The following is an 18,994-nucleotide window of genomic DNA, read 5'->3' as shown; positions in this document are numbered from 1 at the left end:
ATGAAATGTACTTTAAGGTTGTGGTTTTACATTACCATAATGGTGCTGAGCATTCAAAGCAAGGGCCAGGATATTGAACAAATGACAAACCAAAAACCACTTGTCATCAATGGTACTCTGGGCCTGGGTGTCGGGACTTACAATTCAAATGGTATTCCCGCACGGCAAAGGGCTTTTTCTTATCTCCTGAGCGGTGCACCGACAGTGTCTGTTTATGGCGTGTCTTTTCCTTTCAGTGTGGTGGTAGGCGATCAGCAGCGCGGCTTCCGTCAGCCTTTTAACCAGTATGGGATTAGCCCAAGGTACAAATGGGTCACCGTTCATGCGGGCTGGCAAAGCCTGGAGTTTTCTCCTTTTACCCTGGCGGGCCATACCTTTTTGGGAGGCGGTTTAGAACTGAACCCTGGTAAACTGAGGCTGGGTTTCGTATATGGCCGTTTTAACAAAGCCATTGAGGAGGACCCAAACCAGGTTTCTGCTTTTGCCCAGACTCCGGCTTACCGGAGAATGGGGTACAGTGTAAAGCTTGGCTACGGCACCGAACAGAATCATTTTGACATTGTCGTATTGAATGCGAGGGATGAACCCGGGTCACTCAAAAATCCGGTGACGTTTAGTGGTATCAACCCTGCGGAGAACCTGGTGCTGGGTACCTCGGCACGGTTTACTTTTTTTAAGCATGTGCTTTTCGATTTCGACCTCTCGGGCAGTATTTATACGAACAACAAGTTGTCCGATACGATTGGTAGTAACCAACTGCGGAAAGTGGCACTGATCAGAAAGCTGGTGACACTCAATACCTCTACGCAATTGCTGGCTGCGGGACAAGGTAGCCTGGGGTATCAGGGTAATAATTATAATGTGCTGGTCAGGTACAGGCGTGTGGATCCAGATTATAAGTCTATGGGCGCATATTATTTTGAAACAGATGTGCAGAATTATACCGTTGAAGGTGGTTGGAGATTACTTAAAGGTCAGATGCAGCTAAATGGGAGCCTTGGTTTGCAAAATGACAACATCCTGCATGATAAAGCCTACAGGTCTAACCGCAAGATCGGGGCTTTGAGCGCTTCCTATAATACCCAGGATTATGGTATTGACCTCAGGTATTCAAATTATGGAATCACCCAGGACAGGGGCTTGAACCCGATTGTGGATACTTTGCGAGTGGCACGCACCAATCACAATATCAATGCGATGCTGCGGTATAATATTAACGGAGATTTGCTGGCACAGGGGTTTGTGCTGGTCGGCAATATACAGTCGCTGGTTGACCTCAATAATTTTACCTCTGGTCAGAATACATCAAACAGTAAGACGGTCAACTTTTCTTATCAGCTCAGTTTTGTACCCCGTTCACTAGGCTTGAATGCTAATGTCAACTATACGGTAGCAGATATTTCCTTTGGAAGAACTGTTTTTTATGGGCCTTCTCTGGGATTGGACAAGCAGTTTGCGAAGGGAAAGTATGGTTTGAATGCTTCGGTCAGTTATCAGCAGCAGCAGAACAATAAGAAAGATGCGGGAAATCTGTGGAATGGGAATGTCAACGGTTCTTACCTAATGTCCAAAAGAAATGCTGTTTCGATTTCCTTTAGCTACCTCAAAAGTAATTCCAGGGACATCACGCTTCCGGGTTTTAATGAACTGCGGAGCAGCCTGAATTTAACTCATTCCTTCTAATCTATAAAAACATCGCCCATGAAAAAGTTATACCTGATGACTTGCGGTAAAGCAATAGCGCTATTTTTGACGCTGTTTTGCGGTCTGGCCGGCAACAAGGCCATGGGACAGGCTGTGAACAGTGTCAACATCACCGTGAGCATTACGCCGCCTTACTCTCCCTATTATTCAGATTATGCCGGAATAAATGCAGGGAAAGTCCTGCTGATCGTTCAAAATCTGTCCAATACTCAAAGGAGCATTAAACTGGCGGGTCAGCTAACTGGTGACAACGGTATCCGGCTGACCACCAAATCCAATTATGTACCTTTACAACCGATCATTTTGGGTCCAAACGAAGTGAAAAAATTGAGCGGCCCGGCACTAAAAGATATTTTTGACCTGAATACACTCAATGTTTACGGTGTCGATAAGGCCAGGCTCCTGCAGACATCACGGCTTCCGGAAGGGAACTATAATTTTTGTGTTCAGGCGCTGGATTATGCCAGTAATCAAATGCTTTCTGCCAATGCTCCTTTAGGTTGCACCAATATCACAATTGCTTACCCGGAGGCGCCTGTACTGGTATATCCGGGTAACAATAGCAGTATGCCGAGCACCGTTCCTCAAAGCCTGATTTTCAATTGGATGAATGCGGGGTTTGTACCGTTGGGTACCCAGTACGTTCTGCAAATTGCTGAAATGCCTGCCGGCGTTCGGGTTGATCCCAACCAGTTGTTAAACTCCGTTTCTTTTCCGCTGGTTAATAAGAACATAAATGGCTTAAGTTATGTTCTTTCTCCTTCAGATCCTCCGTTGCACGAGAATGCGCGGTATGCCTGGCGCGTGAGGGCATTTGATCCCTCAGGAAAAGTCACCTTTAAAAATAATGGGGTGAGTGCGGCTAATGTATTCATTTATTCCAAACCATTGGATGCTCCGCTACTGATCAGTCCGGCCGCGGCTGCTAAGCTCCCGGTCGTCGCTGCCCAGAGCTTATTTTTTAACTGGAAAAAATCTGCTGCCGCGGGAATACGGTATAGTTTCCAGGTAGCGGAAATACCTGTGAATAGCAAAAATCCCAATCAGAATTTTAATGCCGGAACTTTTTTGATCAACAGGACACTGGTCGATACCTTTTATCTGAAATCTGCTGCCGATCCTGCTTTTGTGATGGGCAAGCGCTACGTCTGGAGGGTCAGGGCTTATGATATTTTGGGTAAAGCCGTGTTTAAAAACAATGGCATGAGTGAAAACGGAACATTTGAGTTTGGGGAGCTGAAGGATGCCGAAGTCTTGCCATTGGCGCCTGAGATTACTGCACCGAAACAGTATGCGGTTTTTACCCGTCTGGAAAACGCGCCGCAGCCCATAGTAAAAATTGAATGGAAGACGGGAAATCTGGCTTATCCTCCTGTTTATGAAATTAAAATGGTTAAAGTTCCACCAGGTATTGATCCGGCTGTTGCAATCGAAGGTGCCGGTCCCGTTATTTTTAGCCGCAAACAGAGCAGCACTCAGGTTTATCTGGATGGAAACGCCAATGTCAATGGGATGAAATCACAGTCTTCGGCTGTTTTGGAGGATAGCGCCAGCTATGCCATTCAGGTGCGTGCCATTAGCAAAAGCCCGGCCGGGGATACCTTAAGGCTGGCAAACTTTGGTAAAAGCCAGGTGGTGCAGTTTATCTATTATGATCAGTCCAAACTGGCTGCACAGACTCCTCCTCCTCCGGTAAGCAGCAGGATAGCGGGGCGCTTTTTGTACCGCTTTAAAGATGCAAATGAGCAGCCACTAGCATATGCGATCAGTTTGCCACCTGTCAGCAATCAACTGGTAGTAGATAAAGACGCCGGCAAAAATGCCATGGGTGGTCCGACTATGAAGAATGTGGAAATGTTTGATAATGACAAGTTCCCCGATTTTATTGGCAATGGCCGTTTTCCTGCAAAAGACAATGCGAAGCCGTTGAAAAATGTGAAGCTCAGTTTCAAATATGTAATCCTGCAGAGCAGCAATAAGAACCCTAAGAGCTTTACTGAGCTAAAGCCAATCTCCTTCATTACCTCAGATTACATTTCCGGTGCTTACCTGAACTATAATGGCGAAAAAATTAAATATAACCTGAAGGTGGCAGCAGCGACGCTGGCAACGGACGGCTCATTCAGTGTTTCTTTTATCAATGATTATAAACTGGGATATATTGGTACGGATAAAGGTTTGAGCTATTTTGGCTTTATCCGTCCGATGATCGAAGACGACAGCCGTTATTTTACGAGTTCGGACATCTGCCTGGTACCAAAACCGGGCAAAACAACCATCCTGCCGGATGAGCTGGTCTTCGTGAAATCTTATAACACGGATGTGGCCATTGTGACCGATAAGACGATTAAGAAGCAGGCGGTTGACGCGGGAAAGGTACTAGCCAATTATCCGGTACAGCTGCTGGATCAACATGTCTATTTTGGCAAACAGAATGACGGTGATAACAAAGTCAATATTGACAAAGATCCGGAAGATAATCCACTGACCATACCTGCCGAAGCAAATGCGGAAAGTTATACCGGGCAAAATATGGTTAACGCCGAATCCGCCAACAAGGAGAATCTGCCAATTGTAGACATCGTCAAAACTGATGAGTTTGGAGTCGCGCATTTCAAAAACCTACTTGCAATTCATACCCATATACCCTTTGTCGCAGTGAATCCTTTTGAAGGAAATTTCAATTATAAGCCACAGTACGGCCCTCTGATTAAGGCTGGTATGGTAAACAATTCGACAGAGGGGATTTTCAACAGCGACTTTAAGCCGGAAACCTTTCGTGCAGAGGTCACCGTCCGACCTAAACAACCTGAAATATACCTGAGGGCGGTGACCATTCAAAATAACGTTCCAAAGGGTATTCAGGGTGCTATCGTTACCGTAACGACGTATGCAAGCCTGAATGCTTATACGCCTCTAGAGAGTGTGAACCATTATACGGATGAGAACGGATATCTTCAGTTGTCCGGTCTGAAAGAGAATTTGTTCCGTACGATTGTGATCCGCAGAACAGGTTTTGCAGATAAGATAGTTACCGTAAAAAACGGTTTGCCGATCAGGCATGACATTGTCCTGGGTGAACGTTATCCTGCACAGGTGGAGCAACCTATGCAGGCTGCCGGGAAAATCGCAGGATATATTGTTAATGAAGCGGGTCAGCCGGTTTCCTGCAACATCCGTGTAGCAAGCGGTCCTTTCATTAAAAATACCAATGGATATTTCCAGATTGAAAATGTACCTGCGGGCTGGAAAACTGTGGAGATTGTCCCTACGGTGGACAACTATTTTTCAGAATCGCTGGCGCCGATCATTCAGGCAAACGGAGACTGGACGGTGGTTACCAATGCCGCGGGTCAGGCAAACGGGAGGATCGTGCTGAAAGAGAAATTGCACCGTGCCCGCTTTCAGATTGTTGACCAGAACAACAATCTGATCGGTGGCAGTGAAACCCGCATCAGGAACGGCATTACAGATTATTTTGCCTATAATTCTTCCGACATCGTGGCTATTGCCAGTCCGGCAAACGAATTTAAGGTTCGGGTAACGGCCCCAGGTTATGTAACTTATGATGATTATCTACTGATTCCGCTGCTCAAAGAGCCAAAGGTGGTAACGATACGGCTGGTTCCTGCGCAAAAAATAATCGGTGTGGTAGTAGATGCAAAAACGGGTAGCCCGATTGAGGGGGCACGGGTCTATACCGTTAGCGGTGTCAACGCAGATGGGGAACTACAAAACGAGACCACTACGGACGCTCAGGGCAGATATACCCTGTATGGTGCAGAAAATTTAAACGCCAAGTTCAATCTTCCCCCAATATTTCCGCAATTGCCGGTGAAGATCTATGCCGTGAAGTCGACGGGGACGCCGTATATCCGGCAGGAACTTAATGCTATTGGCATTCCTAATGTGCCGGGGTTAAGTATTGCCAACTTTGGGCTGACCTCTTTTGGGGCGAAAAGTGAGATCTGGGGTATTCCGGTGGAGATCAATACGGTGACCTCAGTACACAATGTGACAAAAATTTCAGGGGTGTTTAAAGGCATGCCGCTCAACACCACCTTTACCGGGATTGGAAGTGCTGCCTTGCCATTTAATAATGTGACGGTTAGTTTCAAGAAACCCGATGATGCCTTTGGCGGATTGGGTGGGAAGGTGAAACCAGGTGCAGTAGCTCTGGGGACGATGGTGCCGGAAGCGGACAGGATCACCTTAGAGACCAATGCGCTAAAAGTTACTGCCTTTAACCAGTATGCCTGTGAAGTGCTGGCTTCTGACAATGGTGCATTTTCAAGAAAATTGTTTGTCGAGAAGAACAACGGTCTGGGTAAACTGAGCGGATATGTGACTTCTGAACTGGCTTCCTTTAATTTTAGCTATGACTATTCAGGCAAGTTCCTGTTGAACAGTGTGGCTATTCCGTTTGAGATATCGAAATCTTTCATTACGGTTTTCTCAGCGAATACTAGCTTCCAGCCTGGATCGACTTATGCATTGTCTGCATTATATGGCAGGAACAATTTTAATATTCACAATTTCAGTGCGAAATTCAGTTCCGGGTATTTTAACCAGAGTGCATTTTATCTCAATGCCGATGTTAATGTACAGATCCCACTGGTGGGTGCAAGTACCTTACCGGCAGGGCAGTTGAAAGTGGCTCCAAAGGAGATTGCCTGGAACCAATATGTGGGTGATATCAACCTTCCACTGGAGAGCTGGTCCATCAGGGGCAAGGGTCTGATGTATGATGTGAACCAGGGTGGTTTCAAGGTAGTGGGAGGGAGCTTAAAAACTAATTTACCTTCGGTTGCGCTGAATGACCTGATGATCATGCCTAAGTCCATAGACCTGGGTGCGAGTAAAATGACAGGCAATGAATCACTTTCACTGGCTAATGTGACACCGCTGAATTTATTCAGTGGTGCAAAACTCACCCTGAATTATGATGAAGCGGCACCTTTTGACCAAAAGCCTCATTACCGGCTAAACCTGGCCAACGGGCAGCAGCCTGTTGCTTATATCGGCAATCTGCCGGGTATGATGGGTTCGAGAATTGACATCGACATGCTCAGCACTTATAGCGACGGAAAGCATAAAACGATCATGATAAAGGAAACCGATGTAAGTTACTACAATGTGATCGGGCAGCATATCAGCGGGATTGAAGTGGCCGATAACTTTTTCACCCTGGTAGGCAATACTGATCTGCAGATACCGGGATCGAATGGAAGTGTGACAGGCCGGTTTAAATTTTATAAAGATCCCACCGATCCAAAACGGGATAACAATAACGTGGTGTTGGGCGTTGAAAAGTTGCAAATTGACGTGGAAATGGCCGGTAAGGTGAAATTTGAAGGATACAGCTATGAGCTTTCGCCTAATAAACTGACTGTGGATGGAAACGTGCTGATCTACAAAAATACTCCTGATGACGCCATAAAAGGGATCAGAGGTACACTTACTAAGGTTCCGGGGGACATCAAAATGGATCTTAAGCCGGATCAGAAGATCGTAATGGGGTCAAAGTCCCTGTTGCTGACGGTAGGTGGTAATAAAGTGAATAATTACCAGTGGGATCTGCTGCGTTTCACGGGTCAGCCGCAAAATTATACTTCTTATGATAAGGCGACGAATACCACAAAGGATATGTTACTGCCGGGTGGCAACCTGATTGATTTTGTAGTCAATGGTGCGCTGTCTACCGACGGGTCATCTGGAAAAGCCATTAGACTTAGTGACATCAGTAGTCCTTTCGGAAATCTTGGATTAACTTTTGATTTTGACCGGAAAATTTTCCAGGGTGCATTAACGCTATCGAATGCTAATATCGTCATGGGGCCTGTTACCGTCCAGGATGGTACCATTGATGTGCAAATGGACGAAAACGGATTTGTTTTGGTAGGGGCAATTACCAATGCCCAGATCACCGCACCTTTGCCATCAGCATTGCTCGGGAACTTCAAAAGCGGGATAGCGATTGGTTATTACGGTACTGCGCTGCCAGCATACATGCGGAATAAATTGCTGGGTGTCACACTATATAGCCAGCTGCCATCTTCCTTCAATACAGGTTTGAAAGGTTTCTATGTTAATGTAATGAAATCGCTGGGGAAAAATGATCTTCCTCAATTACCCGGGCCCAATTTAAAAAGTATTCCGATTGTTGGATCTTTTGTGCCGGTATTTGATTTTTCAGCAGGAATTGATTTATATGTATTGTTGAACGTCGCCGACGGTGCAGAAACCAATATTGGCGGAAAGGCCTTCGCTCACGCTTCTTGTTTATACGATCTGGAGATGTGCAGTATAGGTCTTTCAGGTGGTGCAGACGGACAGTTTGATCTGCACTATACTGGTGGCAGTTTGACTGGTTTCCTGAAATTTGGGGTAAACGCCAACATCATTTATTGTGTAGGCAGTACCGGGGTTGGATTGGACCTTTTATTAGAAAGAACTAGTGACAGCTTCAAATTTAAACCTTCACTTAGATAATAAGCAGAACAAAAGTTATGAAATATTTAATCTTATTGTGCCTGTCTGTCCTGGCGATTCGCGGTTCCGGACAGCAAAAAGTAACAACAACAGCCAATTTAACAGCAAAGTATGATGGTGGCGATATCGTCCTGAGTTATATGCCAACCGGTTTGACTGGTACGGATAGTGTCTTTATTGATGTATACCGGAATGGCCTGGATGGAAGACGGCTTATCAGAAAGCATAAAAAGATCGCTGCTTTCAAGGTGACGCAGTTTGCCGATACGACCATTCGCCAAAAGCCCGGAATCTATGAATACCAGGTAGAGCTGCGCAGGGATACTGCGTTGTTATTACGTGATCGCGTTTGGGCGCTGGCCTATCCGGAGGATGCGAGGCCGGTCGTGGGTAAGTTTTCGGGTATTGGACTCGAGGGTTCCAATGCCGTAGCTCTGAGCTGGAAAATGGAGAACAGTTTCTTGCTCAGGAGCATTACTCTTCTGCGAAGCAGGAAGAAAGATATGGATTTTGTACCGGTAACTACACTAAGCGGCACTGATAGTTTATATGTGGACAGGGTGAACGATGCCAATGAGCCTTTTTTCTACCGTCTTGACTTGTCGACCTATGGGAATGGACCAGTACTTTCTTCTGCTTCTATTTATGTCATTCCCCAGTTTAAAATCCAGCCACTGAGTCCTGTAAGCATTCATGCCGAACAGAGGAAAAATGCTGTCATCTTAAGCTGGGAAAATGCGGACAAATATGCCAGGGCATTTTATGTGAAGAAAAGAACGCACAATACCGGTGCATTTGTGACAGCTTCTTCAGCGCTCACAAAAAGCAGGCTAAATAAATATGAATGGACAGATACAGTCAGTTCACTGGTGCCGGGGGAGATGTATCAGTATTATGTGGTGGCCGAAAGCAATTCCTTTGATCAAAGTGTGCCTTCAGATACGGTAACGATCGCTTATGTTAATAAAGAGGCCGTCTTGCCTGCACCACAGGATTTGAGGGTACTGACTGCCAATGACACCACCTACCGTTTGGTGTGGACAATTGATAGTTTAAGACAGGGCGAAGTAGCTGGATTTAAAATACTAAGGAAGCGAAAATCCGATGCCGAATTTGTTCCCATGAGTAATGTGCTGCCTGGTAATGGGATGAACTATGTCGAAATCCTGAAACCGAAAGACGGAGACACCTTTAAAGTTCAGGCAATAAATGGTTCCCTGTTGAGCCGATTTAGCGAATCGTTTACCTATCGCAATGCTTTCGACAAAGAATTTGGTCCTAGGTATCTGAAAGCAGCGGCTATCGAAAAGTCGCTCTATGTAAAATGGCTGAAAGACGAGGATTTAAAGTTGAAAGCTTACCGCCTGTATAAATGGACGGGTAAATCCTTCGCACTGATCGAGACGATTCTTTCTTCTCAGGACCATGTGCTTACCAAAAAATATGTCGCCGGTCAGCTTAATTTATATAAGCTGACGGCGATCAATATGAACAATGAGGAAAGCAGGGGGACAGAGGTACTGCAGGTCAACTGAGTCTGCTTGGTTATCCTTCCAGTCCCATTTTTTGCATCACCACATCACTCACGCCGGTAGAAGAGTAACCGCCATCGTGGAAAAGGTTCTGCATGGTCACCATGCGGGTGAGGTCAGAAAATAGGGTGATGCAGTAATCCGCACATGACTCTGCATCGGCGTTGCCCAAAGGCGCAATAGCATTTGCATAATCAAAGAAATCGCCAAAGCCTTTGATTCCGGTTCCTGCGGTTGTCTTTGTCGGTGATTGTGATACTGTATTGATACGTACCTTTTTTTCCAGGCCGTAATGATAACCGAAGCTGCGGGCGATAGACTCGAGCATAGCCTTGATATCAGCCATATCTGTATAGAACGGATAAGTGCGCTGGGCAGCCATATAGGTCAAGGCCACTACACTTCCGCCTTCACTTATGGCATCCAGTTTTTTAGCTACGGCCAGCATCTTATGAAAAGACATTGCAGATACATCGATCCCTTTCATAAAGTAGTCGTAGTTTGACTCGGCATAAGGGATTTTTTTCCGGATGTTCACGCTCATGCCTATAGAATGCAGTACGAAGTCTATTTTGCCACCCAGTATTTCCTGCGATTGAGTGAACAGGTTGGTCAGTTCCTCGACATTAGTTGCATCGGCAGGTACGATCTTAGAATTTGTTTTCTCTGCTAAAGCATTGATCTCGCCCATCCTCATTGCAATAGGGGCATTTGTCAGAACAAATGTTGCACCCTCTTCATGTGCTTTCTCCGCTACTTTCCAGGCAATGGAATTTTGATCTAGTGCACCGGTGATGATGCCGCGCTTACCTTTTAACAAGTTGTACATATCGGTTATTTTTTATTCTCGTTTTTAATAACCGAAAGTAAGAAAAATATGAAAGACATTTACCTGGTGCCCAATAGTTCCTGAGCATTTTTTAAGGCTGACGCCCCTGGGTCTTTACCACTGAGCATTTCGGCGATAACCTTTACACGCTCGGCAGGCATTAGTTTTTTAATGCCGGTTGTAGTACGTTCTGTTGCTTCATTTTTATAAACGAAATAATGTGCATCACCCTTGGCTGCGATTTGAGGAAGATGTGTAATGCAGATCACCTGCATATTTTCTTCCAGTTCACCGATGACGTTTCCTACCTGAACGGCGGTTTCTCCAGAGATGCCGGTATCGATCTCGTCAAAGATCAGTGTTGGCAATGCAGTATGCCTGGCCATGATTGATTTGATGGCGAGCATCAGCCTGGACAACTCTCCGCCTGATGCAATTTTTCCAACCGGGGCAGGAGGCTGACCGCTATTTGCAGAAAATAGCAATGCAATACTGTCCCGGCCGTCTCTATTGAGTTCCGGCAGCCGACTTTGTTCTATCTTGATTTTTGCATGCGGCATCCCGACTTTAACCAACACTTTGGCAACAAGGCCTTCGATAAGGTGTATCGACTTGCTGCGGTTGACAGACAGGCTTTCTGCTTTTTGTTCAAGATCACTAAGCATAGCGGTTATTTCTTTTTCCAACCGGTCTATTTCTTCGTCTCCGCTCAGCAGTTTACTTAAATTGGCAGACAATTGCTCTTGGATTGCCAGCAGGTCACCGACTGTACTTACTTTGTGTTTTTGTTGTAAACTGTAGATAATATCCAGTCTTGCACTGATCTCTTCTATTTTTGAAGGATTAAAAACCACCGCTTCATCTAGCGAGGCAACTTCCTGCGCAATGTCTTTAAGCTCTATCAGTGAAGAACGCAGGCGCTCATTCAGAACCAGGTAATCACCATTGAACTTTTCTATACCCTGAATCTGTAAAATTGCTTCCTTTAAAACCGGTAAAACTGCGGTTTCCTGTTCACTCAGTAAGTTGTAAGAATTGACCAGGCTGCGTTTAATTGCTTCCGCATTGTTCAGCACCTGGAGTTCTGTTTCCAGTTTTTCCTGTTCGTCAGCTTTCAGGTCTGCTGTTTCCAGTTCATTAAATAAAAACTGTTCGTAATCCTGTCTGCTGCGGGCATCGGCTGCTGTATCCTTTAATGTCTTTAGCTGCTGCTGGATTTTTCTACATGCTTTGTATTGCCTCCTGTACTCTTCAAGCAGCGGCTGATGATTGGAAAGTGTGTCTACAACCAATAGCTGAAAAGCAGGATCATTGACTTCCAGTGTCGCATGCTGGGAGTGAATATCGATCAGCTGTTCGCCGATTTGTTTCATTATACCTAGTGAAACGGGCGTATCGTTTATAAATGCCCTTGATTTGCCATCTGTAGAGATTTCTCTTCGCAGGATGCATTCCGTATAAAAGTCAATGTCATTTTCTTCAAACAAAGGTTGAAGCGACTGACCTTCAAGCAGGAACTGTCCTTCAATAATGCATTTCTTTTCCTGGTTAAAGAAATATTTTGTTTCTGCCCTTTGCCCAAGGATCAGAGAAAGGGCACCCAGCATAATGGACTTGCCTGCGCCGGTTTCACCAGTGATGATGTTTAAACCTTTATCAAGTTCAAGCTCAACACTGTCTATCAAAGCATAGTTACGAATAGAAAGTTTCTGTAGCATATTACTTTGCTAAATTATGAAAACTTAGCCATTGGATGTTTATACTTATTAACAAAAAAGGGCAGAAGTTTAACTTCTGCCCCCATCTAAATATATGTGTGTTTGTACTAATCGGCTTTGATCACTTTTATATCGTCTTCCGCTACCTCGCCCGGCTCCACAATAATATGATCGGAAGGCATAATATTAAACGATTTTATATCAGACTTTATCCCTTTCTCATTTTTCAGCTTTTGGATATCTTTTTCGAATTTCTCTTTCAGTTCTTTGTATTCCGGAGAATCCTGAAGCTTCTTCATCTCTTCAATTTGTTTTCTGAACTCGGGTGAATCAAATTTCTTACGTATTTCTTCGGCTTGTTTTTTGATGTCGTTCTGTTGTTTCTTCCATTCCGGCGAATTAAATTTTTTCATCATTGTCGCAGATTGCAGCTGTACATCCTTCATCTGTTTTTTAAATTCAGGAGAATTAAATTTTTTGCGCATTTCCATCGCTTGTTTTCTGATTTCCATCTGCTGCTTTTTCCATTCCGGTGACTGGAATTTCTTGGACATTGTCATTGCCATTATTTGTGCGTCCTTCATGTGTCTTTTGAAATCATCTGATTTCAGGTAAGCCATACTTGCATTTATCGATGAATCTATCCTGAAGTCGAAATGAAAATCGTCGCTGTTCAGAAAAGTGTCGTTCATCACTTCCTGTCTCAAACTGTCCGGCATTTCCTTTACAGAGTTGTATTCTTTTTTTTCTCCCTTGGCATCGACAGTAACAATCTTAAACTTTTTTTTCTTTTTGGTGGTATCCTCATTCAATTTACAATTGGCTGCTGATACTGCTTTTTCTTTAGCCAAATCGAGTACTTTGAATTTAATGCTTTGTGTTCCGGCATCTATTCCTTTTTTAAGCGGGGCACTGCTTTTGCTGTCAGAAGCGGTTTTAGCAGGACTAACCCATGCCAGAGAAATTACGGTGGCAACGGTTAATGTAATCGCAAAGAGCTGCTGCTTTGCATTCATGTAATTAGTTTTCATATCTGTGATTCTTTTTATACGCTGGTACAAATGCTGGTTGCTTCCGGTTGCGGCCATGGAAAGGGCTGGAGTGGTTTTGTCTTTAAGGATTTCAAGCTTTAAAAGTGCATGGGCATAGGTAACCGGTGTTCCTGTAAATTTCAGTACGAGATCATCGCAGGCATGTTCACGTTCAATATTGATGTACCTGCCGCTAAGCCAGATAAAGGGATTGAAGAACAATACGGTTTCTATTCCTGTCTTGATGAGGTTGAGCAAATAATCGTTTCTACGAATGTGGGACAGCTCGTGGATCAGGATGGCTTCAACCTGGTTCATATCAAGCTGAGTGGTCAATGCAATAGGAAACAGGACTACAGGCTTAAAATAACCGATTACCAATGGCACATTCACATTGGCAGAAAGGTAAAAACTGATCTTTCTGTGCAGGTTTAGTTTTGAAGTAAGCGCAATAAAGGCCGCTTGCCATTCCTGAGGCACCATGGTTCGTTCAGCCTGTTTTAATTTAAGCATTCTTTTATAGCCCACCCCGAGGATTAGTAATTGAAATAGGAGACCAAGTGCATATACACTTACCAGGTAAGGAAATATATGTTCAGTCTGGCTGTTGATCTCCTGTGGCAGACTGAGCAGGTAATTGACAGGTTCAGTCGAGGTAACCTGGCCCGGCTGAATGAGTTCTGCCTGGTCTGGAATGTTAAAAATGGAAAAAAAGGTAATACAAAAGCCCATAAACATCAAGCACATAGCTGAGTAAGCCAGGTTGTGTTTAACCTTCGCATTCATTTTCGGTACCGCTGCTACGACGAGCATTAAGATGGCATAGATAATAGCTCCCTGCCACAAAGAGTGGAATATGCTCCAGCCGGTAGCCTTGATCAGGTTGTTTACAATTGCTTCCATAGTTTTATTTGTTGCTTAATTCATCCAAATATTTTTTTATTGAATCAATCTCATCCTTACTCGCAGTATGGTTGCCCAGTGCCTGCATGACCAATCTCGCTGCTGATCCGTTGAACACATTGTCAATCATTTTATCGACCAGGTGCTGCTGGGTCTTTTCCTGATTGACCAATGCGTGGTAGATGTGCGTCTTTGCTGAAGTGTCTCTTGTCACCAGGCCCTTCTCATGCATGATCTGCATCAATTTGAGGGTAGTGGTATATCCTGCATCTTTGTTCTTCTCCAAGATCTCGTGCACATCTCTTACTGTGCAATTGCCTTTCTCCCACAATATCTGTAAGATCTCCAGTTCACTTTCGGTAGGTTTAAGGTTTGCTGCCATCATAATATTATATATACGAATTGTTTCGTATTCAAATGTACGAATGTATTCGTATAAAAAAAATAATTTTAACAATTTTTAACTATTTAATTGCGAATGCCCTGTTGGCCATTCGGGACAGGTTGTCCGTTGTTGATTCCTGGTTGCAGCGGGTTGCCAGCTTGATTGAGTACTTCGTATTTATTGATATTTGCCGGGTCTATTTCTACCAAAAGATTGTAGGCCTTGATCCGGTCTGAAGGGTCTCCGGTAGGGATCGAGAACACATTGACCACCTCATCGGCTTTGGTTGCAAAGTAAAAATTAGGAAAAATAGAGCCGAGCTTTTGTTTATCCATTTGCTTCAGTCCGCTTAGCAGTGTAATCATTTTTTTTACACCTCTGCCTAAATTGTCCTGCAGCCGGTCCAGGCCATTAAAATGGTAATCATATATAAAGGCTCTCAGGTCTTCAAAACTCTTGTTGAGCAGGTTTTCGTTCAGCCAATACCGGTTTCGTAACCCGTCAAATGCTTTCCAACCCTTTGTGCCGCTGTTTTGCGCGTTATTCAGGATATTCTGTGCTTTTTTAAACAACGGTGTGCCACCCATTCTGCTAAAGCTGTCTTTGTCCAAACCAATGATGGTATAGGCATAGAAACTCAGCAAAGAGCTCAGGTTGGAAATAAAGTTTTGATCGGAAAAGTCTACTGACTGACCTTCAGTGTATCCAAAATCAAAATCCTTGTCACTTAAGTTAAGTAGTGTGCTGTTGTAGGCTGAGCCGTATACCGGTCTGCTGGACTGCAGCTGGGCTTCCGCTTTGTAAGCATTGCTTCCGTCCCAATCTGTTATGGTGATCACAAAATTGCATTCAATGCGTTCCTGAGGTGCATAAGTTTCCGTAGTCCACTTGTTGTTGTTCAGGAATTCTGTAACGACCTTTTGAAGCACTTCTATATTCCGTCTGTCAATATTAGGAACTGAAGGGGCCTGAATGGACACTCTTGCATTTAGTTCCTGCGCCAGCATGGAATACTGAAAGGAAAATAAAGCCAGAATAATCAGGAGACTGCGTTTCATGCTGGGATGAGTTTTAATATTTCCAGGCAAATGTCTTTGGCGACTTCTGTTTTTGATTTGATGTCAAAAACTGTTTTTTCAAATGCCTTATTAAAGATAGTAATTTTATTAGTATCTGTTTTGAAGCCTGCACCTTTATCATTCAAAGAATTAAGTACGATCAGGTCCAGGTTTTTTTTCATTAGTTTTTCTTTGGCATGGTCTTCTTCTTTTTCAGTCTCCAGTGCAAATCCTACCAGGATCTGCGCAGTGGTTTTTGACCTGCCAAGTGCAGCAAGGATGTCCTTTGTCTTCGTCAGCTCGATGCTGAGCGATTCGTCGGTTTTTTTGATCTTTTGACCGGCGATAGTTACCGGCGTATAATCAGCCACTGCGGCACTCATTACCATTACATCTGCATCGCCAAATTCCTGTTCACAGGCTTCAAGCATTTGCGCTGCACTTACCACATCTATTCTTTTGAGCTTATGCTGGCTTTTTTGCTCGGTAGGGCCGGTAATTAGAGTCACCTCTGCACCCAGTTTTGCAAATTGATCAGCAATCGCAAAACCCATTTTTCCGGACGAGTGATTGCCGATAAAACGAACAGGGTCTATGGCTTCATAAGTAGGGCCGGCAGTTACGAGGACTTTTTTCCCAAGAAATGGCAGATCTTTTTGAATGGCGGTATTTAGAAAGTCAACGATTTCTTCAGGCTCGGCCATACGGCCGGCACCGTACAAGCCGCTGGCCAATTCGCCGTTATTAGGCGCAATTACTACATTTCCATAAGATTTTATCTTGTCGGTATTTTGCTGGGTACTTTCATGTCTCCACATGTCAAGATCCATAGCAGGAGCAACGAAGACGGGGCATTTAGCCGACAGATAGACTGCGCTAAGCAGATTGTCGCAAAGCCCGCCCGCCATTTTTGCCAGTGTGTTGGCGCTTAGTGGGGCTATGACCATATAATCTGCCCAAAGACCCAGTTCTACATGATTGCTCCAGACACCGGTTTCTTCTTCGAAATATTGCGTGTAAACAGGATTTTTTGATAAGGTTGCCAGGGTGAGCGGAGTAATGAAATTTGCCGCATCGGCCGTAAGAATTACCTTTACGTTTGCGCCAGCTTTGATCAGTAACCTGACCAGGATGGCAGATTTATATGCTGCTATGCTACCGCAAACGCCAAGAATAATGTTTTTATCTTTTAGCATGGTTTATTAATGCAAGGATGCAATTTAATACCTATGCCTGATATTATTGTTGCTCCTTAGCAGGATTTCTGTAATAAATTTTGTCATTCAGGAACTCGTCAATAGCAATAAGGGAAGGTTTTGGTAAACGCTCATAGTGCTTGCTGATCTCAATTTGTTCCCTGTTTTCGAAGATCTCTTCCAGGTTGTCATTCGAAGAAGCAAACTCAGCCAATTTGCCATGAAGTTCTTCTTTCATATTATTTGAAATCTGATTAGCCCTTTTTGAAATAATTACTAAAGACTCATAAATGTTTTCAGTTTTCTGATCCAGATCATTAACATTTCTGGTAACCGTAGTGTTCGGTATTGCGGGTTTATTAGTATTCATTATTTGATCGGTGTTTTAATTGTAGCAGAACTGTCTCTTTTGGCATCTTTCTCCAATTGAGCTTTATATTTTTCGTAGTCAGCCATTTTAATGGCCAATATCCTTTTTGCATTTTCTATTCCTGATTCACTCTCTTTCCTCAGTTCTTTAGCTTCTTCCAGAAATTTACTTTGAGGATGTGCCTCAACAAACTCGTCAGCATAGGTAATCGCTTCATTGAACCTGTCTTCCTGACGCTCCTCTATACTGTTCTTAGCATAAGCCAATTGAGATTTGATGATCAGGAGATCCATCTCCTCTGCATATTTAATATCCGGAAAGTCAATCTGTGCATTTTTCAATGCAATAACTGCTGCACGATAATTGGTAGCGTTAGCGCCCACTCCTCCAAGATCATAATATAGTTTTGCATTTGCATAAGCCTTGTCCTCTAGCTTGGTGCGCAGAATACCAATGTATTTACTGGCCTCTACAGCACGTTCACTTTTAGGGTAAAAATTGATGAAAAGTTGTAACGCATCTATAGCTTTCACTGTATTTTCCTGGTCAAGGCTCGGTCTTGGAGAATCCAGATAATAGCAATAAGCGCTCATATATCGGCATTCTTCTGCGTATTTGCTGGTTGGGTAGGTGTCTGCAAAAGTTTTAAACTGGTACCTGGCCGTAGTGTAATCCCTTATTTTATAAAGAGTTAAGGCGTAGTAGTAGTTGAGTTCCTCTGCTTCGGCGCGGCCTCTGTATTTTTGAGAAAGATCTTCAAATAAGATCAACGCTTTGGAATAGTTTTTCTTGTTGTATAACCTTAGTGCTTCCTGATACTTTTTAGCAACGTCATTGCTTAACCTGATCTTTTCAAACTGGCTTTTGCAACCTGCAATGGTAAGGGTAACAATGGTAAAACTTAATAATAAAGCGTGTTTAATTTTAAACATTCTGCAAAGATAAGGTAATAATACGATTCCGTCAATTAAAAATAATAGGACGCTAAGCTATGTAAAGGCAATCGTAAGGACAAGCTGTTAACATATTTTAACAAATGTGGCTTCCGTTGTGTACTAAGGATGTTGATTTGTCTAATCTTGTACTGGTGCTGTCAGCCTGCTTGTAACTATATAAGTTAATCTATATGGTAGAGGTTTATCTCAGTATCTTATCGTATTCAACACTTAACAGGTGGCACAATCATGTTTTAATAAGTATGACAATCCCCTTGGCGTATTGGATGTTGGGTCTTGTCGGCCTGTAACTGTACAGCAAAACCCGTATCAGATCCCCGTTGTGTATTGTATATGTGTACATCTATCTATATATAGTATGGATTGTCTGCTGAAGGGGATATAGTTATTTTTAAAATTTTCTACTTGTGTATCAGTGTGTTTGGGTTGGTTGTTTGGGTAATAGTTATGGATTGTTTGGATGGTGGGATTTTTTTTCTACTTTTGCAACCCGGTTCGGAGGAAGGGAAAAGGGTTTTGGATATAGGAGGGGCGTTGATTGAGTGGTTGTAGGGATTTGATTTGTCTTTTGGGTTTAGGTGTCAGGGTGTCTTTGGGCGCATGATGTTAGCAGAGAAAGAGAAGAAAAAAAAAGTTTTTAAAAAGGCTTGACAAATACAAAAAGATTTCTACCTTTGCAATCCCAAACAGAACGGGAGTTCACGAACGGAGTTCGGGGCTGAATAAAAAAGATTGAGACGCAGAGTATCTGAAACTGAAACCAGGACGAATAAGACCAGGAAAAAACAGAGGATGTGAAGCGAAGAGATATAAAGAAGAG

General features: G+C 43.7%; 11 protein-coding genes. 3 read left to right on the top strand and 8 right to left on the bottom strand.

The window, feature by feature from the left end; translation table 11 throughout:
• From QEP08_RS12220 to QEP08_RS12210, 3 genes are read left to right on the top strand one after another with little or no spacing between them, the layout of a single operon-like run.
• The gene (locus tag QEP08_RS12220; protein ID WP_285058385.1) at positions 1-1,683 is read left to right on the top strand and encodes a hypothetical protein; all 1,683 of its coding nucleotides are present in this window, start codon (positions 1-3) and stop codon (positions 1,681-1,683) included.
• Between the two features lie 18 nt (positions 1,684-1,701).
• Positions 1,702-8,196, top strand: a complete 6,495-nt coding sequence (locus tag QEP08_RS12215; RefSeq protein ID WP_285058384.1) for a hypothetical protein — start codon at positions 1,702-1,704, stop codon at positions 8,194-8,196.
• Positions 8,197-8,213: 17 nt separating this feature from the next.
• Complete coding sequence (locus QEP08_RS12210; RefSeq protein WP_285058383.1) at positions 8,214-9,731, top strand: fibronectin type III domain-containing protein; 1,518 nt, start codon at positions 8,214-8,216, stop codon at positions 9,729-9,731.
• 10 nt (positions 9,732-9,741) lie between these two features.
• Here the strand turns inward: QEP08_RS12210 and QEP08_RS12205 are convergent, their stop codons facing one another.
• The 8 genes from QEP08_RS12205 to QEP08_RS12170 all read right to left on the bottom strand — a co-directional run bounded on the left by QEP08_RS12205 (position 9,742) and on the right by QEP08_RS12170 (position 18,150).
• Positions 9,742-10,557 carry an enoyl-ACP reductase FabI gene (locus QEP08_RS12205; RefSeq protein WP_285058381.1) on the bottom strand — a complete coding sequence of 272 codons (816 nt, stop codon included), beginning with the start codon at positions 10,555-10,557 and terminating at the stop codon, positions 9,742-9,744.
• 59 nt (positions 10,558-10,616) lie between these two features.
• A complete protein-coding gene (recN, locus tag QEP08_RS12200) occupies positions 10,617-12,275 on the bottom strand; it encodes a DNA repair protein RecN (protein WP_285058380.1) in 1,659 nt (552 codons plus the stop codon).
• Positions 12,276-12,382: 107 nt separating this feature from the next.
• Positions 12,383-14,209, bottom strand: a complete 1,827-nt coding sequence (locus tag QEP08_RS12195) for a M56 family metallopeptidase (protein WP_285058379.1) — start codon at positions 14,207-14,209, stop codon at positions 12,383-12,385.
• A 4-nt stretch (positions 14,210-14,213) separates the two neighbouring features.
• Positions 14,214-14,594: a BlaI/MecI/CopY family transcriptional regulator gene (locus tag QEP08_RS12190; RefSeq protein ID WP_349019035.1), complete on the bottom strand. Its 381-nt coding sequence runs from the start codon at positions 14,592-14,594 to the stop codon at positions 14,214-14,216.
• Between the two features lie 83 nt (positions 14,595-14,677).
• Positions 14,678-15,652, bottom strand: a complete 975-nt coding sequence (porD, locus tag QEP08_RS12185; RefSeq protein ID WP_285058378.1) for a type IX secretion system protein PorD — start codon at positions 15,650-15,652, stop codon at positions 14,678-14,680.
• Positions 15,649-16,848 (bottom strand): bifunctional phosphopantothenoylcysteine decarboxylase/phosphopantothenate--cysteine ligase CoaBC, encoded by a 1,200-nt coding sequence (coaBC, locus tag QEP08_RS12180; RefSeq protein WP_285058377.1) that lies wholly within the window; start codon positions 16,846-16,848, stop codon positions 15,649-15,651. The genes porD and coaBC overlap by 4 nt, the downstream gene beginning before the upstream one ends.
• Before the next feature lie 43 nt (positions 16,849-16,891).
• The gene (locus QEP08_RS12175; RefSeq protein ID WP_285058376.1) at positions 16,892-17,218 is read right to left on the bottom strand and encodes a DNA-directed RNA polymerase subunit omega; all 327 of its coding nucleotides are present in this window, start codon (positions 17,216-17,218) and stop codon (positions 16,892-16,894) included.
• Positions 17,218-18,150 carry an outer membrane protein assembly factor BamD gene (locus QEP08_RS12170; RefSeq protein WP_285058375.1) on the bottom strand — a complete coding sequence of 311 codons (933 nt, stop codon included), beginning with the start codon at positions 18,148-18,150 and terminating at the stop codon, positions 17,218-17,220. The genes QEP08_RS12175 and QEP08_RS12170 overlap by 1 nt, the downstream gene beginning before the upstream one ends.
• Between the last annotated feature and the right edge of the window lie 844 nt (positions 18,151-18,994).

The organism is Pedobacter ginsengisoli (assembly GCF_030244015.1).
Taxonomy (GTDB): domain Bacteria; phylum Bacteroidota; class Bacteroidia; order Sphingobacteriales; family Sphingobacteriaceae; genus Pedobacter; species Pedobacter ginsengisoli.
The sequence above is the reverse complement of the archived record's forward strand: the minus strand, read 5'-3'. Positions and strand labels throughout refer to the sequence as shown.